Source organism: Streptomyces sp. NPDC058239, from assembly GCF_042882185.1.
Taxonomy (GTDB): Bacteria; Actinomycetota; Actinomycetes; order Streptomycetales; family Streptomycetaceae; genus Streptomyces.
This window is the reverse complement of sequence record NZ_JBHVWS010000004.1, coordinates 88,235-113,996: the sequence shown is the minus strand read 5'-3', so window position 1 is coordinate 113,996 and position 25,762 is coordinate 88,235. Positions and strand designations below refer to the sequence as shown.

22 protein-coding genes and 1 pseudogene are annotated in these 25,762 nt (G+C 70.9%); 7 read left to right on the top strand and 16 right to left on the bottom strand.

Going from position 1 to position 25,762, the window contains the following annotated elements:
- Nucleotides 1-31: 31 nt before the first annotated feature.
- Nucleotides 32-514 (top strand): RICIN domain-containing protein, encoded by a 483-nt coding sequence (locus tag ACFVYE_RS07660; protein ID WP_383961904.1) that lies wholly within the window; start codon nt 32-34, stop codon nt 512-514.
- Nucleotides 515-871: 357 nt separating this feature from the next.
- Here the strand turns inward: ACFVYE_RS07660 and ACFVYE_RS07655 are convergent, their stop codons facing one another.
- The 3 genes from ACFVYE_RS07655 to ACFVYE_RS07645 all read right to left on the bottom strand — a co-directional run bounded on the left by ACFVYE_RS07655 (nt 872) and on the right by ACFVYE_RS07645 (nt 4,596).
- Nucleotides 872-1,489 carry a hypothetical protein gene (locus tag ACFVYE_RS07655; protein WP_383961901.1) on the bottom strand — a complete coding sequence of 206 codons (618 nt, stop codon included), beginning with the start codon at nt 1,487-1,489 and terminating at the stop codon, nt 872-874.
- A 984-nt stretch (nt 1,490-2,473) separates the two neighbouring features.
- A complete protein-coding gene (locus ACFVYE_RS07650) occupies nt 2,474-3,427 on the bottom strand; it encodes a methyltransferase domain-containing protein (RefSeq protein WP_389604551.1) in 954 nt (317 codons plus the stop codon).
- A gap of 425 nt (nt 3,428-3,852) precedes the next feature.
- A complete protein-coding gene (locus ACFVYE_RS07645; protein WP_383961895.1) occupies nt 3,853-4,596 on the bottom strand; it encodes a class I SAM-dependent methyltransferase in 744 nt (247 codons plus the stop codon).
- Between the two features lie 79 nt (nt 4,597-4,675).
- Here ACFVYE_RS07645 and ACFVYE_RS07640 point away from each other — a divergent pair.
- Nucleotides 4,676-5,021: pseudogene (locus ACFVYE_RS07640) on the top strand (LysR family transcriptional regulator); the annotation flags it as partial.
- A gap of 20 nt (nt 5,022-5,041) precedes the next feature.
- On the opposite strand, the gene ACFVYE_RS07635 reads toward ACFVYE_RS07640, so the two are convergent.
- Nucleotides 5,042-5,371 carry a 4a-hydroxytetrahydrobiopterin dehydratase gene (locus ACFVYE_RS07635; RefSeq protein ID WP_383961892.1) on the bottom strand — a complete coding sequence of 110 codons (330 nt, stop codon included), beginning with the start codon at nt 5,369-5,371 and terminating at the stop codon, nt 5,042-5,044.
- 63 nt (nt 5,372-5,434) lie between these two features.
- Here ACFVYE_RS07635 and ACFVYE_RS07630 point away from each other — a divergent pair, with 63 nt between their 5' ends.
- Nucleotides 5,435-6,298: a helix-turn-helix domain-containing protein gene (locus ACFVYE_RS07630; RefSeq protein WP_389604548.1), complete on the top strand. Its 864-nt coding sequence runs from the start codon at nt 5,435-5,437 to the stop codon at nt 6,296-6,298.
- On the opposite strand, the gene ACFVYE_RS07625 is transcribed toward ACFVYE_RS07630, so the two are convergent.
- A complete protein-coding gene (locus tag ACFVYE_RS07625) occupies nt 6,288-6,953 on the bottom strand; it encodes a DUF1275 family protein (RefSeq protein ID WP_383961887.1) in 666 nt (221 codons plus the stop codon). The genes ACFVYE_RS07630 and ACFVYE_RS07625 overlap by 11 nt on opposite strands.
- A gap of 37 nt (nt 6,954-6,990) precedes the next feature.
- Complete coding sequence (locus tag ACFVYE_RS07620; protein WP_389604545.1) at nt 6,991-8,205, bottom strand: RNA-guided endonuclease InsQ/TnpB family protein; 1,215 nt, start codon at nt 8,203-8,205, stop codon at nt 6,991-6,993.
- A gap of 50 nt (nt 8,206-8,255) precedes the next feature.
- On the opposite strand from ACFVYE_RS07620, the gene tnpA reads away from it, so the two are divergent.
- Nucleotides 8,256-8,696, top strand: coding sequence for an IS200/IS605 family transposase (gene tnpA, locus ACFVYE_RS07615; protein ID WP_383975643.1), 441 nt, complete (start codon nt 8,256-8,258; stop codon nt 8,694-8,696).
- A 276-nt stretch (nt 8,697-8,972) separates the two neighbouring features.
- Here tnpA and secD read toward each other — a convergent pair whose 3' ends face one another.
- From secD to ACFVYE_RS07570, 9 genes are all read right to left on the bottom strand, one after another.
- On the bottom strand, nt 8,973-11,294 hold the full coding sequence (gene secD / locus ACFVYE_RS07610; RefSeq protein ID WP_383975640.1) for a protein translocase subunit SecD: 2,322 nt from the start codon (nt 11,292-11,294) through the stop codon (nt 8,973-8,975).
- A 30-nt stretch (nt 11,295-11,324) separates the two neighbouring features.
- Complete coding sequence (locus tag ACFVYE_RS07605) at nt 11,325-11,927, bottom strand: hypothetical protein (RefSeq protein ID WP_389604542.1); 603 nt, start codon at nt 11,925-11,927, stop codon at nt 11,325-11,327.
- Entirely contained in the window at nt 11,924-12,748 is an 825-nt protein-coding gene (locus ACFVYE_RS07600; protein ID WP_383975634.1) for a rod shape-determining protein MreC, read from the bottom strand. The genes ACFVYE_RS07605 and ACFVYE_RS07600 overlap by 4 nt, the downstream gene beginning before the upstream one ends.
- Nucleotides 12,749-12,905: 157 nt before the next feature.
- A complete protein-coding gene (gene ligA, locus ACFVYE_RS07595) occupies nt 12,906-15,017 on the bottom strand; it encodes an NAD-dependent DNA ligase LigA (protein WP_389604540.1) in 2,112 nt (703 codons plus the stop codon).
- A 27-nt stretch (nt 15,018-15,044) separates the two neighbouring features.
- Nucleotides 15,045-17,144, bottom strand: a complete 2,100-nt coding sequence (locus ACFVYE_RS07590) for a phage holin family protein (protein WP_389604538.1) — start codon at nt 17,142-17,144, stop codon at nt 15,045-15,047.
- A gap of 100 nt (nt 17,145-17,244) precedes the next feature.
- Nucleotides 17,245-17,658, bottom strand: a complete 414-nt coding sequence (locus ACFVYE_RS07585; protein ID WP_383975626.1) for a hypothetical protein — start codon at nt 17,656-17,658, stop codon at nt 17,245-17,247.
- Between the two features lie 153 nt (nt 17,659-17,811).
- A complete protein-coding gene (locus tag ACFVYE_RS07580) occupies nt 17,812-19,251 on the bottom strand; it encodes a gamma-aminobutyraldehyde dehydrogenase (RefSeq protein ID WP_383975623.1) in 1,440 nt (479 codons plus the stop codon).
- A gap of 90 nt (nt 19,252-19,341) precedes the next feature.
- Nucleotides 19,342-19,752: a YybH family protein gene (locus tag ACFVYE_RS07575; protein WP_389604535.1), complete on the bottom strand. Its 411-nt coding sequence runs from the start codon at nt 19,750-19,752 to the stop codon at nt 19,342-19,344.
- Between the two features lie 32 nt (nt 19,753-19,784).
- Complete coding sequence (locus ACFVYE_RS07570; protein WP_389604533.1) at nt 19,785-21,323, bottom strand: purine-cytosine permease family protein; 1,539 nt, start codon at nt 21,321-21,323, stop codon at nt 19,785-19,787.
- A 98-nt stretch (nt 21,324-21,421) separates the two neighbouring features.
- Here ACFVYE_RS07570 and ACFVYE_RS07565 point away from each other — a divergent pair, with 98 nt between their 5' ends.
- From ACFVYE_RS07565 to ACFVYE_RS07555, 3 genes are all read left to right on the top strand, one after another.
- Nucleotides 21,422-22,873, top strand: coding sequence for a PucR family transcriptional regulator (locus ACFVYE_RS07565; protein ID WP_383975614.1), 1,452 nt, complete (start codon nt 21,422-21,424; stop codon nt 22,871-22,873).
- Nucleotides 22,874-23,146: 273 nt separating this feature from the next.
- Nucleotides 23,147-23,929, top strand: a complete 783-nt coding sequence (locus ACFVYE_RS07560; protein ID WP_389604531.1) for an MBL fold metallo-hydrolase — start codon at nt 23,147-23,149, stop codon at nt 23,927-23,929.
- Entirely contained in the window at nt 23,926-24,546 is a 621-nt protein-coding gene (locus ACFVYE_RS07555) for a DedA family protein (protein ID WP_383977278.1), read from the top strand. Before ACFVYE_RS07560 ends, ACFVYE_RS07555 begins: the two co-directional genes overlap by 4 nt.
- 17 nt (nt 24,547-24,563) lie before the next feature.
- Here ACFVYE_RS07555 and ACFVYE_RS07550 read toward each other — a convergent pair whose 3' ends face one another.
- Complete coding sequence (locus ACFVYE_RS07550; RefSeq protein WP_383977275.1) at nt 24,564-25,619, bottom strand: MBL fold metallo-hydrolase; 1,056 nt, start codon at nt 25,617-25,619, stop codon at nt 24,564-24,566.
- Nucleotides 25,620-25,762: the final 143 nt, after the last annotated feature.

Here is a 25,762-nt window from a genome sequence, read left to right as displayed (position 1 = left end):
GGCGCTCTGCTGCCCAGGAAGGAAACGGAACATGAGCGGGGACACCGCGCCCGTCGTCGCAGCGGGTCGCTACCGACTGCGGAATGTGGGCAGCGGGCTGCTGCTGGAGGTGCACGGTTCCGCCAAGGGCGCAGGCGCCCCGGTGCAGCAGGGTGAGGAGAGCGGTTCGGCGGCCCAGCACTGGGAGCTGACGCCCGTGCACGACGGTGCCGCGCTGTACCACCTGGTCAATGTCCACAGCGGCAAGCGGCTGGACGTCGCCAATGCCTCCACCGAGAACGGCGCCGTGGTCCAGCAGTGGCGGGCCAACAACTACGGCGCCCAGGAATGGCTGATCGAGCAGCACCTGGAGGCGCCGGGGGTGGTGACCCTGGTCAGTTTCATCAGCGGGCTCGTCCTCGAAGTGGCCGATGGCAGCACGGTGGACGGTGCCCGCGTCCAGCAGTGGGAGGACACCGACTCCCCCGGCCAGTGGTGGCAGTTGGAGCCGGTGCCGGATACCCCCATGGTCTGAGCCGTTTCGTTCGGATTCGATCGCAGGCCCGGTAAGGCCATCAGGAATCCGGCCCCATGCCTGGCCAGGCTCCCGGCGGCCGGGACGTGGGCGGCGTCTGCCGCGCCGGCGCCACGTTCTGCCGCCCCGGTCGCCGGGTCCTGCCAAAGGCTCGAAGGCCACGTACGGCACAGCTGTCCAGCCGGGGCTGGCAGCGCCTCGCCGTCCGGCTCCAGTATGGCGTGGCAGAAGTATCCAGACTGGAACCCCGGCCCGATTCCGGCGGGCCGGGGTTCTATGTCAGGCGGGTGAATCGATCACCGGCCTTTTTAGTGGTGCTCGGTTACCGGCCACCGTGATGGTGCTCGATCACCGGTCTCAGTAGTCGCCGCCACCCTCGCCGCCGCCGTAGCCGCCGCCGCCGTAGCCGCCACCGTCGTGGTGACGCTCGATCACTCGGAAGCTGCCCACGACTCCGTTGTGGACCTTCACGCCGCCCCGGACACGGCCCGGGAAGACACCGTCGCTGGAGCTCCAGGGACCGACGGTCGCCAGCGGGGCGCCGTTGTCGCAGGTCGCGCCACGGAAGACCTCGACGGTCCTGCGGCTGTCGTTGCGGATGTTGAGGCTCTTGGAGCCGAGACCGCTGACCACCGTCACGCAGCCGCCCGCTTCCGCGGTGTAGGTGCGCTCGTTGATGTGGATACGGCCCTCGTAGTGGCCCCGGTGGCCCTTGTTGCCACCCTTGTTCTCGTAGCCGCCGCCACCACCCTTGCCCTCGTTGCCCTTGCCCTCGTTGCCGTTGCCCTCGTTGCCGTTGCCCTCGTTGCCGTTGCCGCCGTTGAGGGCCGACACGGGGGCGGCGGCCTGCTGCTGGACGACGGGGGCAGCTTGAGCCGGCTCGGTGGAGGCGGCCGAGGCGTAGGTGATGCCGGTGGCGGCCAGGGCCGCGGCAGCCGCGAGAGCGGCGGTAACGACAGTGGAACGCGTAACCATGTCACTTCTCCTGTCTCAGAGAGGCCGGCCGAGCAGCCGACCCGTGATTGAACGTACTAACGGCCCCCATAGCTGTCATATCGGACACGTTGGAAGGTCGGCGCCGGAGCGCCGATCGGGGTACACAAGACACCCAAATGCCATTTTCAGATAATCTGACAAGCTTCCAATCACCCTTATTTATGGGCGAATTGATATGGCATTAGCCTGTCCAGGCGACTTCCTGATGCCCTCTCACCCCTGGTGGCAGCGTGTCTTAGTTGACACGGCCCGGTCCGGGGGTGCATACCGGCGTCCTGAATACCCGTCATCCGCAGCCCCACCCGCCCTGACCTGCGGTGACGCGCCGACGGAGCGCGCCGAAGAGCGCTGCTCGGGTCGCCGGGTGCCCAGTGACCGCGGGCGAGCGCTCATTCCACGCCTCCGTCGACCGTACCCGGTGCGTCCCTCCGTCCGGAGCGCAGTGCCCGGCCCGCGGCGTGCGCGAGCAGCGCTACGCCCCAGGCCAGGAGGCTCGTCAATACCCTGGCTGAGCTGTGCGACCACGCTCACCATCGTCGCGATTCCGGTCCTGACGTACTTCGTCGCCGACGGCCGCTCGCAGCCGGCTGTTCCGTTTCGTGGCTCATCGCGCTCCTGGGCCGGCTCCGGCTGGGGTGCTGGAGAAGGGAAGCCCGGCCGGCCCGCCTCCGTACCCCGGCACCCATTCCGATCCACACCGGCAGCACGTACCGAAGGAGTTCCCCCATGCCCCCGGCCAAGCGACTCAAGGACCGCCACCTGCTGGACAACGCTTCCCCGCTCACCGACGAGGAGCGCGAGATCCGGGCCGCGGTCGCCCGATTCCCGACCGGGCCGTCGGGGTCCGCGTCGGCCGGTGTGCCCCGCGGGAACAGGCCCAGCCGTTCGTCTCCCATTCCCCGGTCCCCGCGCACCGGCCTGCCCGGTCCGCTGTGTCCCGGGAACCCAGCAGGTCAGGGCAGGTCACGCCCGTCGGGCCAGGTGCACTGTACGGACCGTGAGCAGGAAGACATCGGGGCGGCGGCGCAGCCCGGCGGGGTCCTCGGGGTCGAGCAACCGGTCCAGTACGGCGATGTCGTCGGCTGTCAGGGACTCTTCGAACATCTCGCGCCGACGGGCGAATTCGGCGATGGCATGGTCGCGGGCCGGCTCGGAGAGCGGCGCCGGAAGGTCCAGCAGGAAACTGCGGGTGCCCTGCGGGTCCAGACCCACCGCGGTGAACAGGGCGCTCCAGTCCTCGTTCTCCCGCTTGGTGCCGGGCAGTGACGCCCGCATGTCCTCGAACCGGTCCGCGTTGATCGCGTCGAGCCTCGCCTCCAGACCCGGCCGCCCCATGCCGATGTCACGCGGGAGCTGGCGGGGCGGCAGACCGCCCTCCACCAGGGCGACGGTCCCACCGGGGCGCAGCAGTGCCGCGAACCCGGCGAGGACTGCGCGCTGGTCACCCATGTGGTGCAGGGCGTTGCCCACCCAGATCAGATCCGCCTCCCCCAGCTCGGCGAGGCCGTCGGGGATGTCGGCCTGCTGTGTACGGACCCGGTCACCGAGACCGAGCCGCTGCGCGCGGGCCCGAGTGCGTTCCAGAAGCGCCGGGGTGCCGTCGACGGCGACGACTTCCGCCTCGGGAAACACCTCGGCGAGCAGACAGGCGATCACGCCGGGTCCGCTACCGATGTCGAGAATCCTGCGCACCTTCGGGGCCGTGGGCAGGCCGGCGATCCAACGGGCCGCCTCCTCGTACTGCGGGCGGCTGAGCTCGGCGTTCTGCTCCAGCAGCGGGCCCATGACGTCCCAGTCGAATTCGGTCGTGCCGTGATGGTGTCCATGAGTGTTGTCGCGCTGATGACCGTGAGTGTTGTCGTGGTGATGACTGCTCGCGGCGTCGTTGTGATGACCGTGGTCGGTGCGCTGGCTCATGGGGACATCCTCATCACACATCAGCCCCGTGGCAAGATTCCTTGCCGATTCGGCAAGCCGCCGCCGTACTCCTGGGGGCCGACGCCTCGGACACACTGCTGAGGTCCGTTCCGGCCGGGCGGACGAGTCGGGCTGGGCCGCGGCTGCTGACGTTCGACGAGATGGTGTCGGAGATAGCGCGGGCCACGGGGCACGGTGCGGTATCTGCCGGTGTCCGGAGCAAAGTACGCGCAGATGCTGGAGCGGTACGGAGTACCGGGGCCCGGAGCCGGTTTCCTGGCCGGCCTGTTCACGATGCTGCTCGACGGGCACAACGCGACGGCGACCGAGGGCGTGAAGCAGGTACTCGGGCGCGACCCGCCGGGCTTCGGGGCGTTCGCCCGCGTGGCGGCACAGCCGGGTGCGTGGGAGGGCCAGGGCCTCTCTCAATCTCTCAGGCGCAGCGCCAGCACCCGGTACCGCGGATCTGCTCGCGGCCTGTCGGGCTCGGGCAGCGACGTCAGCGCGGTCGCAAGCCTCTCGGCCGCCGTCCCCGGCAGGTTCAGGCGTGAGGCGAAATAGCCCTCGCGCACGTTCTGTGCCGCGCTCAGCGGGCTCTGGCCCTGGCCATGGCCCCGGAAGCGGGCCTCCCCCACCACATCGAGTCCGGCCTCCGAGCCGTACCTGACGATCCGATCCGCGGAATCGGACGGATCGGCGTCGAGGTAGGGGGAGAACGCCTCGTCGATGTCGCTGCCCACGTCATGGGCCGCGTCCTTGTCGACGGTGGTGACGAACACACCACCCGGCCGCAGCACCCGCGCCGCCTCGGACACCACCGCCCGCACATCCCCCTCCCCACGCAGCAGGTGCAGCAGCCAGATGGCGCCGACCGCGTCCACCGCCCCGTCCGGCAGCGGCAGCCGGCGCGCGTCGGCGAGCGCCACCGCGCCGATCCGCTGCCGAGCGACCTGTGCCATTGCGTACGAGGCATCGGTGCCGAACACGCCGAGTCCGGGGCGGGCAAGAGCTATTCGCCGGGTGACCAGTCCCGTACCGCAGCCGATGTCCAGAAGGGTGCGGGCGGGTGACGGGATCAGTCCGAGCACTGCGGCGGCTGCGGCCTCGGCCCTGGGCACGCCGCCGCGAGTGGCGTCGTAGTGGGCTGCCGCGGTTTCGTAGTTCAGCACCTGGCCGACTCTAGGAGACACCCGACCGAATGGACACCGGCATATTGCCGGTGGGCCGCCGGACCCATGACTTGCGTTTCTGGAGCTGGAGTTGCGTCATCTGCCTCCCGTGCGGGTCATCGCCGGCACCGGGAGCCCGACCGGGGCGGCCACCGCCCTCGGGCTCGGGCTCGCCCAGCCTGCGCCGAGCGCGCAATTGCGACGGATCGAGAAGGCTCTCGGCGGCCCGCCCTTCGAGCGGGACCACACCGGTGCCCGGTCCGCACTCCTCGGTGAGCCGGTACTCGAACGGGCCCGGGTGGTGCTGCCCGCCGTGAGCGAGCTCCAGGAGGAGACGGTGCGGTTCACCAACGCCCGGGGGGGCGATGGAGCGCTTCCGGCTGGGCGGCATGCACGGCCCGCTGCTGGGCGGTCTCGTCGCCCGCCCGCGCCGGCCCCCGGGTGTTCAGCCGCGTGCCCGCCCGTCCGGCTGCCTCACGCCGTGCCCGGCGGCGATCGCCACCACCCGCGCGGCCAGGTTCAGATCGTTCTCGGTGACCACACCACCCGCGTCGTGGGTGTTCACGGAGAGGGTGACGGTGTTGTAACCGAGGGTCAGATCGGAGTGGTGGTTCAGTTCGTCCTGGATCTGCGCGACATGCACGGTCAGCCCGACGGCGGCGAAATGCGTGCGGAGCCGGTAGGTGCAGGTGATCCGGTCTCCCTCCAGCGACCAGCCGGGCAGATCGCCCAGACGGTCCTCGATCTCCTTCTGCGACAATGGTGCGGCGGGCATGCTGCGACTCCCTCACGAGCGATCGGTGCCGGTCGGCGGTGCCGGTGACGTTACGGTCTTGGTATGACAACTGTCGCGCTTGACACGGGGGTAGGGCCGCTGCTGCGCAGCTGGCGGGAGCAGCGTCGCATCAGCCAGCTGGAGCTGGCGCTCCGCGCGGATTCCTCGGCCCGGCACATTTCCTTCATCGAGACGGGCCGTTCCCGCCCCAGCGAGGACATGATCCTGCGGCTGGCCGAGCATCTCGACATCCCGGTCAGGGAACGCAACGCCCTGCTGGTGGTGGCCGGTTACGCGCCCCGCTACACACAGACCGCGCTCGACGACCCGGCGTTGGGCGCGCTGCGTGAGGGGATGGAGCGACTGCTCCAGGGGTACGACCCCTACCCGGCGCTCGTCGTCGACGGCATGTACAACGTGGTGGCGGCCAATCGGGGTATCGCAATGCTGCTGGAGGGAGTGGCCGGGCATCTGCTGGCCCCGCCGCTGAACGCCATGCGGCTCACTCTCCACCCGGAGGGCCTGGCCCCACGCATCCGCAATCTTCGGGAGTGGCGTGCCGATCTGCTGGCGCAGATGGAGCGTCAGATCGCCCTGGCCCGGTCCGCGGAACTGCGTGAGCTGTACGAGGAGGTCGCGGGCTATCCCGCACCGGAAGGTACTGACAGGGCCGAGGGGACCGAAACCGCGGGGAGCGGCGGGGGCGCCGGGAGCCCTGTCGGGGAGAACGCCGGAGCCGGCCCCGCGTCGCCCCTGCCGTTCGCGCTGCCCTTGCATATCGAGCACGGCGGGCGGGTGCTCTCGTTCGTCTGCTCCATCGCAACGTTCAACACCCCGATGGATGTGACAGTGGCCGAGCTGGCCATCGAGACGTTCCTGCCCGCCGACCCGGCGACCGCCGACCATCTGCGGACCCTCACTTCCTGACGATCGGTCGGATCCAGGGGGCGTCGGCCCGCGCCAGGACGATCGCGGCCGTGGTCACGACCGCCAGGACCGCCACGGCGAGCAGCAGGGGAAGTCTCGGTTGCCCGTGCAGTACGGCCACGGCTCCGACGAACGCTCCGGTCATCATGGCGGCGGCCGAGAGCACCCGCCGTCCGGCCCTGCTGCCGCCTCCGCCGGCGAAGCGGCTGTCGGAGATGATGCCGGCGATGGTCAGGGTCAGCACGGTGGTGGTGAGGTCGGGGACCGCCAGCGCCCGGGAGACGGCGTTCTGCGCACCGAGGCCGAGTCCGAGCAGCGCGATGAGGGCGAAGCGGACCCCACCCACGAACGGATGGCCGGAGGCCAGAGTGACGATCAGCGCGGCCAGGACACAGCCGGTTTCGACGAGGAGCGCGTACAACAGCATCCGGCCGCGATGTGTCAGGGCACGGTGCACGATCAGGCCGCCGAGCAGTGCCCCCATCGCGAACGCGGCGAGTGCGACGAGCGAGGCGGCGAACGAGAATCCGGGGGCTCCGGCGATCGCGAAACCGGAGAAGACCACATTGCCGGTCATGTTCGCGACGAAGACCCGGCCGAGTTCCAGATAACTGACGGCGTCGACCAGCCCTGTGACCACGGTCAGGGCGAGCATCGTGACTCCTCCACCCCGTGAACGGGGTGGCTTCTCGCTATGCCTGGTTGGCGTCGCGGCGGACCAGCCCGGCCCGTAGAACGTTGGTTGCTCCAACGACGTCGGCGTGTTCCTGGTGGCCGCACGAGACGCAGTGGAACTTTTCCTGGGCGGGCCGGTTCTCCTTGGCGGTGTGCCCGCATTCGGGGCAGGTCCGGGAGGTGTTGCGGGGGTCCACGGCGATCACTTCCCGTCCGGCGCTCTCAGCCTTGGCGTGCAGGATCGTCAGGAACACCCCCCATCCGGCATCGGCAATGCAACGGCTGAGCCCGGACTTCGCCGCTGCCCCGTTGGGCAGGAAGGTGCCCGGCGTTCCAGGATCGGGCTTCGGCGTGGGGGCCTTGCTCATGTTGCGGATCTTGAGGTCTTCGTGCGCGATGAAGTCGTGCTCACGGACCAGGGCAAGCGCGGTCTTGTGCGCGTGGTCGAGCCGCTGGCGGCGCACCTTGCCGTGGAGCGTGGCAACCTTCTCCACGGCCCGCTGGTGGTTTTTCGTGCGGTCTTCGGCTTTGCGGCGCGGGAACCGGCTCAGGGCCTGCTGTGCGGCTTCGAGCTTCGCGGCGGCCTTGCGGCCGTGGCGCGGGTTGGGGACGTGTATGCCGTTGGAGTCGGTGAGGAACGAGGCAATGCCAAGGTCGATGCCGGCGACGCTGCCCGTGGGCGGGAGCGGTTCGGGTCGGTCCTGCTCGGCGGTGAGCACGACGAACCACTTGCGGCCCTCGCGCTTGACGCTGACGGTCTTGACCTTGCCGACCACCACACGGTGCTGGTTGACCTTGACGTGCCCGACGCCCTGGAAACGGACCCGGGTAACGGGGTCGTGCGGGGTGGAGTCCCACCGGCAGCCGTCGCCGTCCTTGGGAAAATCCACCGTGCCGAACCAGTTCACTCCACGAAAGCGCGGGTAGCCGGGCGTCTCGCCGGCCTTGATCCGGCGGAAGAACGCGGCGAACGCCTTGTCCAGGCGACGCAGCGTGGCCTGCTGCGAGGAGAAGGACCAGCGGCCCTGCCGCTCCGGGTCGAACGCCCGGATCTCCTTCAGCTGTGCTGACTGCACCCCGTACTTGATGCTCGTCCTCGACACGTGCCGGAAGGCGTCGCGGCGTTCCTGCAATGCCCCGTTGTAGAGCGAACAGTGGTCGCGCAGCATCTCGCTCAGGGCCTGTGCCTGACCCGCGGTGGGCCGCATGAGGAATTTGTACGCACGGATCACCGGCCCACCCCCTTCCGGTCGAGCTCGCTCGATCATTCTACGCTTGGTTTATGTCACCACGCTGGGAACCGAATTCCGAGGTCCGTCGGGGCCGTCACGTCGTCCACAACCTCCACGCACACTTGGTGTTCGTGACAAAGTACCGGCGCGAAGTCTTCAACGACGCCATGCTGACGCGCTGCGAGGAGATCATGAGGAACGTCTGCACGGACTTCGGCGCGGAGCTGATCGAGTTCAACGGCGAAGAGGATCACGTGCACCTCCTGGTGCACTACCCGCCGAAGGTCGCCCTGTCGGCCCTGGTGAACTCACTCAAGGGCGTTTCATCCCGCTACCTGCGACAGGAGTTCACCGGCCGCGTCAACCGCTTCATCATGCACGGCCGTTTCTGGTCGGGCTCCTACTTCGCCGGGTCCTGTGGTGGCGCACCGTTGGATATCGTCAACCAGTACATCGAGCAGCAAAAACGTCCGCTTCAGCCTGAGAGTTAGAGCAGTCCCGAGATCGGATTCCCTCCCCGCCCGAAGGCGGGGATTCCCTCCGAAGAGAGGGATGGGCGGCAGCGGTCCATGCCGGTCGTTCATGTCCGGTACGACGGTGGACCATGCCTCACGCAGCACGACGGGCACGGACACGCTCCGATCACGGGGTGGGTGGTCAAGATTGTGCCGCCCCGGGCGCACGGAACACCACGACCGACGCACATCGCCCCCGCCCGGAAGGAGGCTCGGTTGCCCGGGGCGGGGGCGGTGTGCGTTGCGGAGCCGCTATACGCGTGCCCCGTTGTCGAGCGGATCCCGGCGCGCCGCCTTCGTGCCGGACCGGCGTCCGGGAGCCCGTTTCCGGGCGGGCGGCGGGGCCTTGCTGCTCCGCTCCAGGAGGAGCGCGGCCGGTACGGCGGTCAGCACCGAGGAGTACGTGCCGACGCAGATTCCGATCAGCAGGGCGAGCGCGAAGTCTGCGAGGGAGTCGCCGCCCAGCACGGCGAGTGCGGTCAGGATGAACAGGGCGCCCATTCCGGTGTTGAGCGTTCTCGGGACGGTCTGGAGGACGGCCCGGTTGGCGACCGTGGCGAGAGGTACCCGACGGGCCTTCGCCCACAGTTCCCGCACCCGGTCGAAGACGACCACCGAGTCGTTGACGGAGTATCCGATGACGGTGAGGAGTGCGGCCAGGAAGATGCCGTCGACGGTGCGTCCGAGCCAGGCGAAGGCGCCGACCAGGATGATGACGTCGTGGACCAGCGCCGCGACCGAGGCCACGGCGAACGTCCAGCGGAACCGGATCGCCAGATACGCCAGCTGCACGAGGACGGCGATGCCGAGCGCGATCAGGGCATTGCGCCGGAGTTCGTCGCCGAGGCTGGGGCCGATGAGTTCGTCGCGGACCTTGGTGGTCTTGCCGCCCTCCTCCGCGAGGGCGGCGCGCAGGGCGTGTTCGCCGTCGTTGTCGAGTTTCCCGGTGCGTACGGACAGGTCGCCCGCGCCCGCTGTGGTGACCTCGGCGTCACCGAAGCCCGCGTCGGCGAGGGCGGTGCGGGCCCGCTCGACGTCGACGGGCCGGCTGGTCGAGTACTCGACGAGCCGGCCGCCGGTGAATTCGACGCCGAGGTTGACGCCGCGTACGACGATGCCGAGGACGGCGACGGCGATCAGTGCCGTGGAGATCAGCAGCCAGCGGCGCGGGGAACGCATCAGCTGGGGATCGCGGCGGGTCAGCCAGGTACGTACCCGGCCGGGGGCGGCGATGCCGTTGATGCCCCGGTAGTCGCTGACGAATCGTGAGCGTGCGGCGATCTCGGTGAGTGCGCGGGCGATGACGAGTGCGGAGAACATCGAGGCGAGCACACCGATGGCGAGTGTGACGCCGAAGCCCTTCACCGGCCCGGAGCCGAGGAAGAAGAGCAGCCCGGCCGCGATCAGCGTCGTGACGTTGGAGTCGGCGACGGCGCTCCAGGCGTTTCGGAATCCGGCGGTCAGCGAGGAGCGCAGGGAGCGGCCGGGGTGCTGTGCGTGTTCTTCTCTGGCCCGTTCGAAGACCAGCACGTTGGCGTCGACCGCCATGCCGATGGCCAGGACGAACCCGGCGAGGCCGGGCAGGGTGAGGGTGACTCCGAGGGCGACCAGGACCGCGTAGGAGATCACCCCGTAGGCAGCGAGTGCGACGGCGGCGAGCGCGCCGAAGAGCCGGTAGACGATGGTGATGAAGAGTGCGGTGGCCGCGGCGCCGATGAGGGCGGCCCGGGCACTGGCGTCGATGGCGGCGGCGCCGAGCGTCGGGCCGACGGTCCGCTGTTCGACGATCTCGACGGGGAGCGGCAGAGCGCCGCCCTTGATGAGCAGGGCCAGTTCCCGGGCCTCGTCGGCGCTGAAGGAGCCTGTGATCTGGGTGGACCCGGACGGCAGGCCGACGTTGCAGCCGACCGAGGGGGAAACCTGCGGCGAGGAGATGATCTGCTGGTCGAGGACGATGGCGACGCGGCGCCGGTCGTCCTGGACCGGGTGGCAGGCGGCCTCACCGGTCAGCCGGGTCCAGTCCCGGCCGGCCTTCTTGTGGAAGTCGAGGGAGACGGTCCAGCCGGCGCCCTGCTGGGCGTCGAACGCGGCGGTGGCGTCCTTGACGCCCGCGCCGGAGAGCCGGGCCGGGCCGAGGTCGAGGGAGCGGCCCTGCTCGTCGGGGAGCGTCGGCCCGTTGCCGGCGTCGGCCTCGGCGTCCGCCCTGTCGTCGTGCTGCGCTGCGGGGCTCCGGACCGCGTGGAAGCTGAGCTGGGCGGTTCTGCCGATGACTTCGGCGGCCTTGCGCGGGTCCTGGACGTCCGGGAGTTCGACGATGATCCGGTCCTCGCCGGAGCGCGTCAGCGTGGGTTCGGCGACGCCGAGGGAGTCGATGCGCTGGCGGAGCACCTCAAGGGTGCGGTCGGTGCTCTCCCGGTCCGCTTTCGCGGTGCCGGAGTCCTTGGCCTGGAGCACCAGTCTGGTGCCGCCCTGAAGGTCGAGGCCGAGTCTGGGTGACATGGTCAGTGTGATGAGCACGGAGACGAGCAGGACGGCCGCAGCCAGAACCGCTCGCACCGTGGTGGCGCGAGTCATGGGTTTCCTCCGAGGGGGCGCCGGGCGCCCTCACCTCGGCGAGGACGTTCCGGCGGGTCTGTGGGACGGGGCCGGTGGCAGGACCGGTGGCCGGTGAACGGCCGTCCTCGGAGGCCCGCGTACGGCGGGGAGCGCGACGCGGAAGCGGTCGGTGGCACGAGGGGGTGCGGCGGGGGCCCGCCGGTGGGCGTGCTGCGGTACGCGGATGCCCGGTGCGCCGGGCAGCAGGAAGTCGGGGCCGGGCGGCGGGAGATGGTGCTGGGTGCGGGCGTGGTCGGTGCCGGCCCTGGGCTGGGGTGCGGTCGTCGGCGCCGGCCGGTGGCGGTCGGTCGCCGTGGCCGTGCGGGTGCGCCGGGTGTCGTGGACGGTGCCCGTGCGGGCGGTCCGGTCCGTGTGCGGGGTGGGCTGATGGGCGCCGGGTGAGTACGCGGCGGAGGGCGGCACACCGGCGAACGGCCTGACGGGGAGTACGGATCCGGCGGCTGCGGGGGCGCCGCCGACGACGGTGAGTACGGCGAGAAGGAGGGCGACGAAGACCTGCCGGGCCGCCTGTGCGGCTCTGTGGTGCGCCGGGGCGCCCGGCCGTGCCCTCGGGGGCGCATTCCCCGGGGGCGGCCCCGGGAGGGGGGTCACCTCGTTCGGCCGGGCAGGACCGGTGTCGCGCCGGCTCGGCGGAGCACGGAGCTGAGTATCAGCCCGGCGCCGCGTACGACCGTGGTCGCCGGGTCGTCGGCGAGACGTACCGGAACGCCGAGGCGGACCGCGACCCGGTCGGTGACGTCGGGGCGGGCGGCGCCTCCCCCGGCGAGCAACGGGCCCTTGCGCAGGGCCCCGAGGACGGCTCCGTGCCGGTCCTGCTTCCACATCTCGTCCACCATGTCCAGGACGGTGCGGACGACGGCGGTGGGCGGCTCGCAGGGGTCGAGGTCGCTCAGTCCCGTCTCGGCCTGGCGGGCGTCGCGGACCAGTCCGTCGACGAGGAGGGTCGCCTCGGTCAGCTCGGCGCCGATGTCGAGGACGAGCAGCGGGCCGCCGTCCTGCGGTCCGGCGTATGCGGCGGCGGCCCTCGCGCTGTCCAGGGCGATGACGCTCGTCGGCCCGAGTGCGGTGATCAGTTCCCTCGCCGCGGCGCGTTGTTCGGGCCCGGCGAGGACGGGATGGCTGAGGACGATCACGGTGTCGGTGCGGTCCGCGCCCAGGGCTCTGTCGGCGATACGGCCGAGCATGCGGCCGCAGGACACGGGGTCGACGATGCGCCCTCGCCGGACCGGGCGGCCGTGCCCCGGCCCGTCGCCGAAGTCGCCGCAGGCGTCGGTGTCGGCGATGACGCCGTGTCCGGGCATCCAGGCGCGGGTCCGTGAGCTGCCGAGGTCGAGGGCGAGGCCGCGGGTGGCGCCCCGGTACTCCTGGCGGACGGACCGGCCGAGTCGCGGTCCGTTGTGCAGCGAACGCATCGCCCCTCCCACCGGCCTGCCGACGCGGCCGTTCACACACCCATTGACCCGCTGATAGCGAGGCATGGCCGAGCCCTCACTATGCAATAGGGAGGCAAAGAAAGCCACTCCCAGGCAAAATCCAAGGGCTCGGGCGCGGCGAGGTCTCCGTCGTACGTCACACCTCCGACGGCAGGAACCCTGCGATCAGTTCGGCGAACTCGTCCGGCGCGGCAATCCGGACGCCCAGGTCCTCGGCCTTGGTGCGCTTGGATCCGGCCTTCTCCCCGGCGACCAGGAGCGTGGTGCGCTTGGAGACGCTGGACGAGGACTTCCCGCCGGCTCGCTCGATCAGCTCGTTCATCTGATTGCGGGAGAGCTTCTCCAGCACGCCGGTCATGGCGCCGGTGACCACCACGGTCATCCCGTCCAGCGGCAGGCCGGCGGTCCCCTGCCCGTCGGCGGCGTCAGCCTCTTCCGTTCCCTCCTCGCCCGGCTCCGGCGGCGGCGTCGCACCGGGCTCCGTCATGTTGACCCCGGCGGCCACCAGCTTCTCGATCAGCGGGGCCAGCTCCACCAGCTCCGCGACGACGCCCGCAGCCTTCTCCTTGCCGATGCCGTCGACCCGCTGGAGCTCCTCGGCGTCGGCGGCCCTGATCCGGTCCATGTCCGCGAAGTACCGGGCGATACGCCGTGACATGGAGCGCCCGGTGCCGCGTACCCCCAGCGCGCAGAAGACCCGGGAGAGCGGCTGGGTCCGTGCCGCCTCGATGGCGGCCAGGAGGTTGTCGGTGCTGGTCTCGCCCATCCGTTCCAGGCCGAGCAGCTGCTCGCGGCCGAGGGTGAAGAGGTCTGCGAAGTCGGCCACCAGCCCGGCTTCGACGAGCTGGACGACCCGGGTGGCGCCGAGGCCCTCGATATCGAGCTGGTCGCGGCCCGCCGCGTACGAGATGGAGGCGACGAGGCGGCAGTCGCGGCCCCGGACACAGCGCCAGCGCTGCTCGCTGGTGTCGATCTCGGAACCGCACTGCGGGCATGCCTCGGGGAAGACTATGGGCTGCTCGTCACCGGTCCGCAGATGGGCGACGGGCGCCTCGATGCGGGGGATGATGTCGCCCGCCTTGTAGACCATCACACGGTCGCCCAGGCGGAGATCGCGGCGGGTGATGTCGGCCGGGTTGTGCAGTGTGGCGTAGCTGACGGTCGAGCCGTCGATCTCCACCGGTTCCAGCACCGCGCGCGGCGCGATGATGCCGGTCCTGCCGACGTTCCACTCGACTCCGAGGAGCCGGGTGACCTTCTCGACGGCCGGGAGCTTGTATGCGATGGCCCAGCGCGGCGCCCTGGTCCCGGAACCGGCCTCGCGCTGGTCGGCCGCCAGATCGGCCTTGATCACGATGCCGTCGATGCCGAACGGCAACGAGGCGCGCAGGGCCGCCACTTCCTCGACCCTGGCCTGCACCCCCTCGACGGTGGTCACGGTGCGCGGTGCCACATCCGTGTCCGCCGCGGTGTGCACGCCGAGCCCTGCGACGTACTCCAGGACCTCGCTGTGCGGGAGTTCGGCGAGGGTGCCGGTCAGCTCACCGGACTCGGGCAGCGGCAGCGCACCGTAGGCGAAGAAGGTCATCTCCACCGTGTACGCGCGGTCCTTGGCGCGGAGTGTGCCCGCCGCGCCGTTCCTCGGATTGGCGAAGGGGGCGCCGCCGTGCTCGGTGCGCACAGTGTTGGCCTGTTCGAACTGCTCGGTCGTCATGAGGATCTCGCCGCGCATCTCGATCGTCACCGGCTCGGCCAGCTGCTCGGGGAGGCCGACCACGGTGCCGATCGCGTGCGAGACGTCCTCGCCCGCGGTGCCGTCGCCCCGGGTGATCAGCTGTTCCAGGCGGCCCGCCCGGTAGCGGGCGGCGACAGCCAGGCCGTCGAGCTTCGGCTCCACGCTCCACGCGGCGACGGGTCTGCCGATCCGGCGCTCCAGCGACGCCGTCCATGTGGCGAACTGCTCGGCCGAGAAGACGTTGTCCAGGGACAGCATCGGCACCGTGTGGGGCACGTCTCCGCTTGCGGCGCCGCCCGCCACTTTGCCGGTCGGGGACGCTTCCAGCACCTCCTGCGGGTGCTTCTGTTCGTATGCGGCGATCCCCTGTACCAGCCGGTCGTACGCATCGTCGTCGAGCGTGCTCTCGCCCGTGGCGTAGTACGCGGCGGCGGCCTGCGACGCTTCTTCGACCGCGGCGGCGTAGGCGGCGGTATCGGCGAGCACAACAGCTGAGTTCGTCATGGCCCCCATCCTGCCGCCCACCACTGACAACGCCCCTCAGCCGGCCGCTTGAACCGTCCCGTCCGCCTCGTCGGCGCCACCCACCGCGCCCGACGGTGCCAGCGGGATCTGCGGTCCCGAACACTCCCGCAGCCAGCGCCGCAGCACCTTGTGCACCTGCTCGGCCCCCACCAGCTCCGTGCCCTGCGCCACCGGCGCGGACAGATCCGCCGGCCACAGCAGGAACGGCCGGGACTGCTCGCCGCCCAGACCGCCGTGCGAGCCGATCTGTTCCTCGAATGCGTGCACGCAGCCCGTGGCCCGGTCGTGCATCGAGTTGACCATGATGTCGGCGACGTGCGGGAAGGTGTCGGTGCGGCGCACCGCGGCCGCCGCGCCCGGGCCGAAGGGGGCCAGCGGCCCTTCCCCGTCCCTCAGTTCCGACACCGGGACCTCGGTGCCGCCACGGCCCAGCACCACCGATCCGTGCCGCTCGCTGCGAACCAGTAGAAAGCCGATGCCGGGGTGGTTGGCGAGGGTGGCGAGCAGTGCGGGACGGCTCCGGTCGAGCTGTTCGCGCGAGGCGCGTCCCTCGATGTCGGGGAAGGAGATCAGGCCGAGGTTGCCGGAGGCGAGGACGACCGGGTCGGACGGCTTCGCACGGTGTTCGACCTCGCCCTCCTCGACCGGCCGGTGCAGGGCGATCCGTACCGCGTCACGTGCCTCCGAACCGCTGCGGGTGCTCTGCGCCCGACGGGGTACGGGCAGCCCGCAGCCCGCCCGCACCAGATCCTTGAGCGTCAGCCCGTACGCCCCCGCGAAGGTCTCCCCGGGGCTCTGCCCGTGGTCGGACAGCAGCACGATCCGGTACCTGCGCGGGGTGTGTTCGGCGACCTTGACGATCAGGGCGAGCGAGCGGTCCAGGCGCGCGAGCACCTTCTCCGCGTCACGGCTGTGCGGTCCGGAGTGGTGCGCCACCTCGTCGTACGCGACCAGGTCGGCATAGACGGCGGTGCGTCCGGCGAACATGTCCCCGATGACGGCGGCAACCACCACATCGCGTTCGAGGACGGTCGCGAAGGCCCGGATGAAGGGGTAGAGCCCACCGCGCTTGACCCGGGGCGTGTCCTTCCGTATCCGCGCCCGGGTCGACTGCCCGATCTCGCGGCAGACCTCGGCGAGGAACGACAGCGCCGTGCGCACGGCGTTGGCCGGATCGGAGAAGTAGGCGAAGTACCCCGCCCTGGAGCGGCGGCCCTTGCCGAGCCGGGCCGCCATGGACAGGACGAGCGCCAACTGGTCGGCGCCGCCGCTGAAGAGATTGCCGCGGCTGGCACCGTCGAGCGTGAGCAGCCCGCCGTCATGGGTGCGTGCGACGGCCCGGCGCTGGAGCTCTATGGCGCTCGCGGGGCGGCTGGAGACCATGACGTCGCCGGTCTCCTTCTCGTACCAGCGGAAGGCGGGGACGTCGTGGTTGCTGCCGTGCAGGATGCCGAGCTGGCTGGCACCGGTCTGGCTGGACCAGTCGGTGCGCCACGGGGTGAGCCGGTGGCCCTCCTTGTCGGCGAGCCAGTTCGCGACGGTCGGCATCAGGCCGGAGCAGGCGGCCCGGGCGAGCACGTCGTGGCCGACGCCGTCGAGCTGGATGAAGACGGTGCCCGGCGGTCCGCTGCGCCCGCTGTCCGCACCGCTGCGTCTGCGGCGGCGGTCGGCGAGCCGTGAGAGCCGGCGCCGGTAGGCGTTGTCGTCGCGGACGGCCAGCGCCGTGGAGGTTGCGGAGGCGACGGCGGACATCACGGCCGCGACGGCGACCGCGGTCTCCGGGTTTGCGGCGCCGCGCCCGTCCGGGATGAGTCGCAGGGCGACCAGCAGCAGCGAGCCGTTCAGGAAGAAGACGAGCATCCCCAGGACGAGTGCGGGCACGATGAGCAGTGCCCGTACCAGGACCGGCCAGACCAGCGCGGAGAGCAGGCCGAACGCTCCTGCGCCCCAGGCCGCGGTGAACGCGATCTTGGTGATGCTGTCGCCGTCGTCCGACTGGAGCTGGAAGTCCGGCAGAATCCCGGCGAGCGCCAGCATCGTGAGCGTCGAGACCGCCCACACCACAACCACTCGTATCAGGGCGCTGCCGGCTGTTCGCCATCGCCCGTCACCCACGCCGTTCCACCTCACGTCCGGACCCCGCCGTTCCGGGCCCTGTCCCCCAGCTTTTCACAGCACGGCCGCGGGCCACCGGCGGCAGCGGGCGGGAGGCAGGTCAGCAGCCGTCGTATCCGGCGGTGGGCATGGAGAGCCTGCGGTGCACACTCGCCTTCGTACGGGCGTTGTACGGCGGCTCGTCCAGTCCCGCGATCTCCAGCCGTACGCCGCGCCGCTCGCACTCCGCGGCGAACTCCGGCACCGAGGTCAGGGCCCGCGCCAGCACCCGGTCGTTGGCCGCGACGAAGAGTTCGACATCGCCGCTCTCGATATCCGTCCACAGGGCGTGGTGGTCGGGGCGCAGCCCGTAGAAGCGCAGCTGCCGGGTGACGACGTATCCCTTGTCGGCGGCCCAGCGGGCGCACATGTCGTGCTGGCTGCGGGTGTCCACGAGGAACGGATCGCTGTCGAGCTCTTCGAGCGGCGTGAGACTGGCGATGGCCGCCACCCGTACGTCCGTTGCGTCCCCCATGGCCGTCCCCCCGTGCTAGGCGTACCGGCGACCCTACCCCTCCGGCTCCCGCACAAAAAGGCGCATGTCGGGACGGGAGGAGTACGGAGTACGGAACGCCGGTGCGCCCCCGCCCCTGGGCGGAGCCGGGGCGGGGGCGCCCGGGACGGTGGGTCAGAGCGACGTCATGACGTGCTTGATGCGGGTGTAGTCCTCGAAGCCGTACGCGGAGAGGTCCTTGCCGTAGCCGGACTGCTTGAACCCGCCGTGCGGCATCTCGGCGACGAGTGCCATGTGGGTGTTGATCCATACGCAGCCGAAGTCGAGGTTCCTGGACATCCGCATCGCCCGTGCGTGGTCCTTGGTCCACACCGAGGAGGCGAGGGCGTAGTCGACGCCGTTCGCGTACGCGACGGCCTGGGCCTCGTCCGTGAACGACTGGACGGTCATGACCGGGCCGAAGACCTCGTTCTGGATGATCTCGTCGTCCTGCTGGAGGCCGGAGACGACGGTCGGGGCGTAGAAGTAGCCCTTCTCGCCGACCCGGTGGCCGCCCGCCTCGATCGTGGCGTGCTCCGGGAGGCGGTCGATGAAGCCGCTGACCTGGGCGAGCTGGCCGGCGTTGTTGAGCGGGCCGTACAGCACGTCCTCGTCGTCCGGCTGCCCCGTCCTCGTGTCGGCGGCGGCCTTGGCGAGGGCGGCGACGAACTCGTCGTGGACGGACTCCTGGACCAGGACGCGGGTCGCGGCCGTGCAGTCCTGGCCGGCGTTGAAGAAGCCGCCGACGATCAGGTCCTCGACCGCCTTCTCCAGGTCCGCGTCCTCGAAGATCACCGCCGGGGCCTTGCCGCCGAGCTCCAGGTGGACGCGCTTGACGTCCTTGGCCGCGCTCTGCGCGACCTGGATGCCGGCCCGTACCGAGCCGGTGATGGAGGCCATCGCCGGGGTCGGGTGCTCGACCATCGCGCGGCCGGTCTCCCGGTCGCCGCAGATGACGTTGAAGATGCCGCGGGGAAGCTCCAGCTCCTCCAGTACGCCGCCGATGATCTCGGCGATCAGCACGGTGGAGGCGGGGGTGGTGTCGGAGGGCTTGAGGACGACGGCGTTGCCCGCGGCGAGCGCGGGCGCGAACTTCCACACGGCCATCAGCAGGGGGTAGTTCCACGGCGCGACCTGCGCGCAGACGCCGACCGGCTCGCGGCGGATGATCGAAGTGAGGCCCTCCATGTACTCGCCGGCCGAGCGGCCTTCGAGCATCCGCGCCGCACCGGCGAAGAAGCGGACCTGGTCGATGGCCGGGGCCAGTTCCTCGCTGCGGGTGAGGTGGAGCGGCTTTCCGGTGTCACGGCTCTCGGCGGCCACCAGTTCGTCGGCCCGCGCCTCCATCGCGTCGGCGATCCTCAGCAGGGCCAGCTGGCGTACGGAGGGGGTGGTGTCGCGCCAGACGGGGAACGCGGCAGCGGCGGCGGCCATGGCCGCGTCGACGTCCGCATCGCCGGAGAGCGGGGACGTCGCGTAGACCTCACCGGTGCTGGGGTCCACGACGTCGAGGGTGCGGCCGTCCGAGGCGTCCGCGAAGACGCCGTCGATGTAATTGCGGAACGTGGTGCTCATGGAACCGGTCTCTCTCGTGGTCGGTCGGCGGTACGGGTGGTGCTCGTGGTCACACGGCGGTGCGGGCGGACGTCTGGAGCGGCGGTGCCTTCAGCCCGAGGTACGGGCGGACAGGTGCTCGTGGACGGCGGGCCAGCTGCCGTCCTCGGCGCGGGCGAAAACGATCGTCTCCCGCTCGTGGACGGTCTCCTCACCGGCCCTGGTGGCGATCCTGGTCTCCACGTCGTGGCTGAAGACGGCGGTGGTGCCGAGGTGCTGGATCAGCTGTCCGGTGGAGGTGCAGCCCAGGATCCGGAAGTCGTCCTCGGCCACCCACTGCTGCCACAGCGCGCGGTACTCGGCGATGGAGCCGAGCCGCTGCGGGGTGGAGTGGAAGACGAACGTGGCGTCCGGGGCGAACGAGCCGAAGTAGTCGTCGAGGCGGCCCTCGGCGAAGGCGGCGATCAGCGCGTCGGCGGCGGCCTGGATCTCCTGGACGGGGCTGCTCTCGGGCGTGCTCATGGGTGGCTCCTGGTCACGGGCGGGGTGGGCGCTCAGTGAGCGGCGGCGGGTTCGGCGGCGAGAGGCTCCTGTGTACCGCCGGTGATCGGCGGGACCTCGGTGTCCGAGGCCCTGACGAATCGGGGGCCGTCCGGCCCGTACACTCCGCGCGGCTCGGGGAAGAGGGTGAGCAGGCCGAGGTAGACCACGGCCGCGAGGGCGAGGCCGACCGGGAGGGAGATGTCCGCGCCGTTCGCGAGGTTGCCGAGCGGGCCGACGAACTGGCCGGGCAGGTTGGTGAACAAAAGCGCCACACCGGCGGAGATGAACCAGGTGGACATCCCGCGCCAGTTCCAGCCGTGGTTGAACCAGTAGCGGCCACCGGTCTGGCGGCGGTTGAAGACCTGGAGCGCGTCCGCGTCGTACCAGCCGCGCCGGGTGACGTAACCGAGTGCCATCACGATCATCCACGGGGCGGTACAGGTGATGATCAGGGTCGCGAAGGTCGAGATGGACTGCGCGAGGTTGAGCGCGAAGCGGCCGATGAAGATGAAGGCGATCGACAGGACGCCGATGAAGAACGTCGACTGCACCCGGCTGAAGCGGGTGAAGACGCTCGAGACGTCGAGGCCGGTGCCGTACAGCGCGGTCGTGCCGGTCGACAGACCACCGATCAGGGCGATCAGGCAGAGCGGCAGGAAGTACCAGCCGGGCGAGATGGCGAGCAGTCCGCCGACGTAGTTGGGCGCGGCCGGGTCGACATACTTGGCGGCCTTGGTCGCGATGATCGAGGCGGTGGCCAGGCCGAAGACGAAGGGCAGCAGCGTGGCGATCTGGGCGAGGAACGCGGCGCCCATCACCCGGCGGCGGGGCGTCGTGGCCGGGATGTAGCGGGACCAGTCGCCGAGGAACGCGCCGAAGGAGACCGGGTTGGACAGCACGATCAGCGCGGCGCCGATGAACGACGGCCAGAACAGCGGGTCGGCGGTCGAGGTGAAGGTGCCCGCGTAGCCGGCGTCGAAGTCTCCCGCGAAGGCGAAGGCGCCGAGGACGAAGAGCGCCGATGCGGCGATCACCGCGATCTTGTTGACCATCAGCATGAAGCGGAAGCCGTAGATGCAGACCACCAGGACGAGCCCGGCGAAGATCGCATATGCAATGCCATATGTCACATCGGACTCGGGCACACCGGCGAGTCGGTGAGCGCCGCCGACGAGTGCGTCACCCGAGGACCACACCGAGATCGAGAAGAACGCGACCGCGGTGAGCAGCGAGAGGAACGAGCCGACGATCCGACCGTGTACGCCCAGGTGGGCGGAGGAGGAGACGGCGTTGTTGGTGCCGTTGGTCGGGCCGAAGAGCGCCATCGGGGCGAGCAGCAGCGCACCGGCCACGAGGCCGAGCAGTGTCGCCGCGAGTCCCTGCCAGAAGGAGAGGCCGAACAGGATCGGAAAGGCGCCCAGCACACACGTCGCAAAGGTGTTGGCACCGCCGAAGGCGAGCCGGAAGAGGTCGACCGGACGGGCGGTGCGGTCGGCGTCGGGAATCCGCTCGACACCATTGGTCTCGACTTCGGTGATCGAAGCAGTCACGGGCGCTCCACCTTTTGTTCATGGGGACGGTCCCACAGTCTGTGGCCCCGGACGACAGTCGACAATTGTGCACATCACAGAGCACTACGCTGTTGTCTGTGGCCAGCGACAAACTCACCGTTGAGGATCTGCTCTCCTTCCCCGCTCTGCAGCTCTCCGTGAAGGCGGGCAGCAGTGGCCTGGGCCGCTCCGTGTCCTGGGCGCATGCCAGCGAACTCGCCGATCCGACGCCCTGGCTGCTGGGCGCCGAGGTGATCATGACGACGGGCCTTGCCGTCCCGCGTACCGCGGCCGGACAGCGCGCCTATCTGGAGCGGCTCGACGACGCCGGTGTCTCCGCGCTCGCCCTGTCTGCGCAATTGCACATGCCACCGCTGCACGACGCGTTCTTCCGGGCGGCCGAGGAGCGCGGCTTCCCGGTCCTGGAGGTCCCGCTCGCCGTCCCGTTCATCGCGGTGTCCCAGGAGGTCGCGGCCTCGGTCCAGGAGGACGCCAGGCACCGGCTCGGTGCCCAGCTCCAGGTCTTCGGCTCGCTGCGCTGGCTGGTCGCCGAGGATCTCGACACGCCGACGCTGCTGCGCCGGCTGGAGCGCCTTTCCGGTTACGACGTGTATCTGTGCACGCCCCAGGGGCGCCCCCTGCTGCCCGGCGTACCTGTGCCGGAGCCGGGCGTGCTGCCCGCTTCCGTGGACGCTCCGCCGACCGTCCCGGGCGGGTTCGTGCTGCCCGTGCCGGCGCCCGGAGGCCCGGCGGGATTCCTCGTCGCGTACGAGCGGGAGGGCGCCCAGCCCGCCGGGCTCGCCGTCGTCCAGCACATCGCCACGGTGGCGGCGCTGCGGGTCGCGATGGTGCGCAACGAGCGCGAGACGCTGCGCCGCGAGGGCGCGGAGACGCTGGCCGAACTCCTTCAGGAGGTACTGGACCCGGAGGCGGCCCGGCGCAGGCTCGCCCGGCATGCGATCAAGGGCGACACCGTGCTGATCGTGGTGCGGCAGACCACGGACGAGGCGCTGCTGCGCTGCCTCCAGGACCATCCGCATCTGCTCCTCACCTGGGGCACGGACCGCTATGTCCTGGGGGCACCGCAGCTGGCCGTGGAGATCGGCGAACTGCCGGAAGTGGCGGCCGGGATGAGCCGCCCGTTCCTGCCGGGTGCCGCGCTGCGGGTGGCTCAGCGCGAGGCGCTCTGGGCGGTCTCGAAGGCTGCCGAGTCGGGCCGTTCCGTGGTCCGCTACGGCGACGACTCCCTGGGCCGCTGGCTGCCCGACGACCCTGCGGTCCTGACCGCGCTGGTCGAGCATGTACTCGGCGAGGTCCTGCGCTACGACAAGGCACATGGCTCGCAGCTGCTGGTCTCGGTGCGCACGTGGATGGAGCGGGACCGCCGCACGGAGACGGCGGCGGCCGCGCTCCATATCCATCCCAACACCCTCGCCTACCGGCTGCGCCGCTTCGGCGCTCTGACCGACCGTGACATGGCATCCACGGGGGCTCTGGCGGAGGTCTGGCTGGCCATCCAGGCGGCGGGGGCGCTGGGCCTCACCGACTGAGAGTGACCAGCCGGAGGCGACGACCGGACGAAGACCGACCGGCACATGGGGGGTGGGAGAAGGAGCGGGGCTGGGTGCGTGCAGCTGCAAGGCGGAGGAGGGAGGCAACGCGGAGCGTTGTCGACTGACGACAACGCCGCAGATGTGCGTGTCCAGCCCCGCGACGCCGCCCCCCATGTGCCGGTCGGTCTAAGCCGGGTCACCCGTTCCGGTCACGGCACTAGGCTCGATGCCAGGGCCGGAACAAGGAACCCGGGAACGAGGAGGCACCGCGTGCCGGTGGAAGTCACCTGGTGGGGTCATGCCACCTGCACGATCGAGGACTCCGGGGTCCGTGTGCTGACCGATCCGCTCCTCGTACGGCGCTTCGCGCATCTGCGCCGCCGCCGCGGCCGGCTCCCCGGCCCCGAGGCCACGGTCGCCGATGTGGTGCTCGTCTCGCATCTTCACTCCGACCATCTGCATCTGCCGTCACTGGCACGGCTCGCCCCCGGCAGCCGGCTGATCGTGCCGGTGGGTGCGGTGCGCTCCGTCCCGGGGCTGCGGGTGCTGCGTTCGGTGCGCGGGCTGCGGATCACCGAGGTGTCACCGGGCGACGAGGTCCGGGTCGGCGAGGTGCGGGTACGGGCGGTTCCCGCACTGCACGACGGCAGGCGCCTTCCCATGGGCCCGCAGCGCTCTCCCGCGCTCGGCTATGTGGTCGAGGGCGAGGCACGGACGTATTTCGCCGGTGACACCGGGCTCTTCGACGACATGGCCCGGGCGGTCGGTCCGGTGGATGTGGCACTGCTGCCGGTGGGCGGCTGGGGTCCGTATCTGGGCCACAGCCATCTGGACGCGGGCCGGGCCGCGCAGGCACTGGCCCGGCTGGCGCCGCGGTCGGCCGTGCCGGTGCACTACGGCACGTACTGGCCGATCGGAATGGACGGGGTCAGGCCGCACGAGTTCCACGCACCCGGTGACGAGTTCGTCCGCAAGGCGACGCTGCTGGCACCGGAGGTGGCGGTGCACCGGCTGTCCCACGGCGAACATGTGCGGCCGGAGGCCGCCAGGTGATCCAGGAGGTCGTGAGGCAGCTGCCCCCGGAGTCGACTCAGCAGGCGGTGGGCTATCCGTCCCTGTTCCTGCTGGTGGCGCTGGGCGCGCTGTTGCCTGTGGTGCCTACGGGTGCGCTGGTGAGTTCGGCCGCGGTGGTGGCGCTGCATCAGTCGTCGCCGTTCTCGCTGCTGATCGTCTTCGGGGTGGCGTCGGCCGCGGCGTTCCTCGGCGACATCTGTCTGTACTGGCTCGGTCAGCGCGGGGTGCGGTCGAAGAGCGGTTCGAAGTGGCTGCAGGCGATCAGCGACCGGGCCGCCCCGGAGCGGCTGGCGCAGGCGCAGCAGAAGCTGGACGAGCACGGTGCGGTGGTGCTCGTGCTGTCGAGGCTGATACCGGCGGGGCGGATTCCGGTGATGCTGGCCTGCCTGCTGGGGCGGATGCCGCTGCACCGGTTCGCCCGTGGGGATGTGCCGGCCTGTCTGGCGTGGGCGGCGACGTACCAGCTGATCGGCATTCTGGGCGGTTCGCTCTTCCCCGAGCCGTGGCAGGGTGTGGTCGCGGCGGTGGGTCTGACGCTGCTGATCAGCGGGGCGCCCGCGGTGTGGCGCCGGATGCAGGCGCGCTTCAGCCACTGATCGTGCGGGGCGCCGCTTCAGCCACTGATCGCGCGGGGTTCCGGTTCCAGCACGCGGGAGCCGCCGATCGGCAGGTCCCAGAGCCGCTCGCGGGGGTGTCCGGCCCGCTGCCAGGCGGTACGCAGTCGGGCCAGCGGTTCGAGTACAGGCTCCGCCGAGAGCAGGAAGGTGGCCCAGTGCATCGGCGCCATCGCGCGGGCGCCGAGGTCCTCGTACGCCTGCACGGCCTCCTCCGGATCGGTGTGCACGTCACCGAGCCACCAGCGCGGTTCGTACGCCCCGATCGGCAGCAGGGTCAGATCGATGCCCGGGTACCGGCGGCCGATCTCGCCGAACCAGTGCCCGTACCCGGTGTCCCCGGCGAAGTGGATCCGCTGCCCGTCGCGGCCGGTGCCGATGATCCAGCCGCCCCACAGGGAGCGGCAGGTGTCGGTGAGGGTCCGCTTGGACCAGTGGTGGGCGGGCACGAAATCGAAGCGGACGCCGTTCAGCCGGGCCGATTCCCACCAGTCGAGTTCGGTGACGCAGGTGAAGCGGCGACGGCGGCACCAGCGGCCGAGCCCGGCGGGCACGAACAGCGGGGTGTCCTTGGGCAGTCTGTGCAGGGTGGGGGCGTCGAGGTGGTCGTAGTGGTTGTGGCTGATGACGACGGCGTCGACGGGCGGCAGGTCCTCCCAGCGGACGCCGACCGGTGTGATCCTGGCCGGGGTGCCGAGGATGCGACGGGACCAGACGGGGTCGGTGAGGACGGTCAGCCCGCCGGTGCGCACGATCCAGCTGGCGTGCCCGGCCCAGGTCACGGATGTGGTGCCTGCGGGGGTGGCGGGCAGGGGTTCGGGGGCGTACGGGAGCCGGTGGATGCCGCGCAGTCCCTCCGCATCGGGCCGCAGGGCACGGTCACGGGCCAGCAGGGGCATGCTCATGACATCCGGGACGGGTACGGTGAGCCGGTCGGCGAAGGTCTTCGGCCAGGCCCGGAGCTCACCGAGCGGACGCGGTTCGACGACCTCGCCGCGAAAGACGTGGTGCAGGTGCGCGGTCCCGGGGAGGGAGCGCTCGGTCTGTTCCGTCATCGAGAGACTCCCGTCTCGGAGTCGGGCACCGGAGTTGTCCGGGGTCACGGGGTCACGGGGTCACGGGGTCACGGGGTCACGGGGTCACGGGGTCACGGGGTCACGGGGTCACGGGGTCACGGGGTCACGGGGTCACGGGGTCC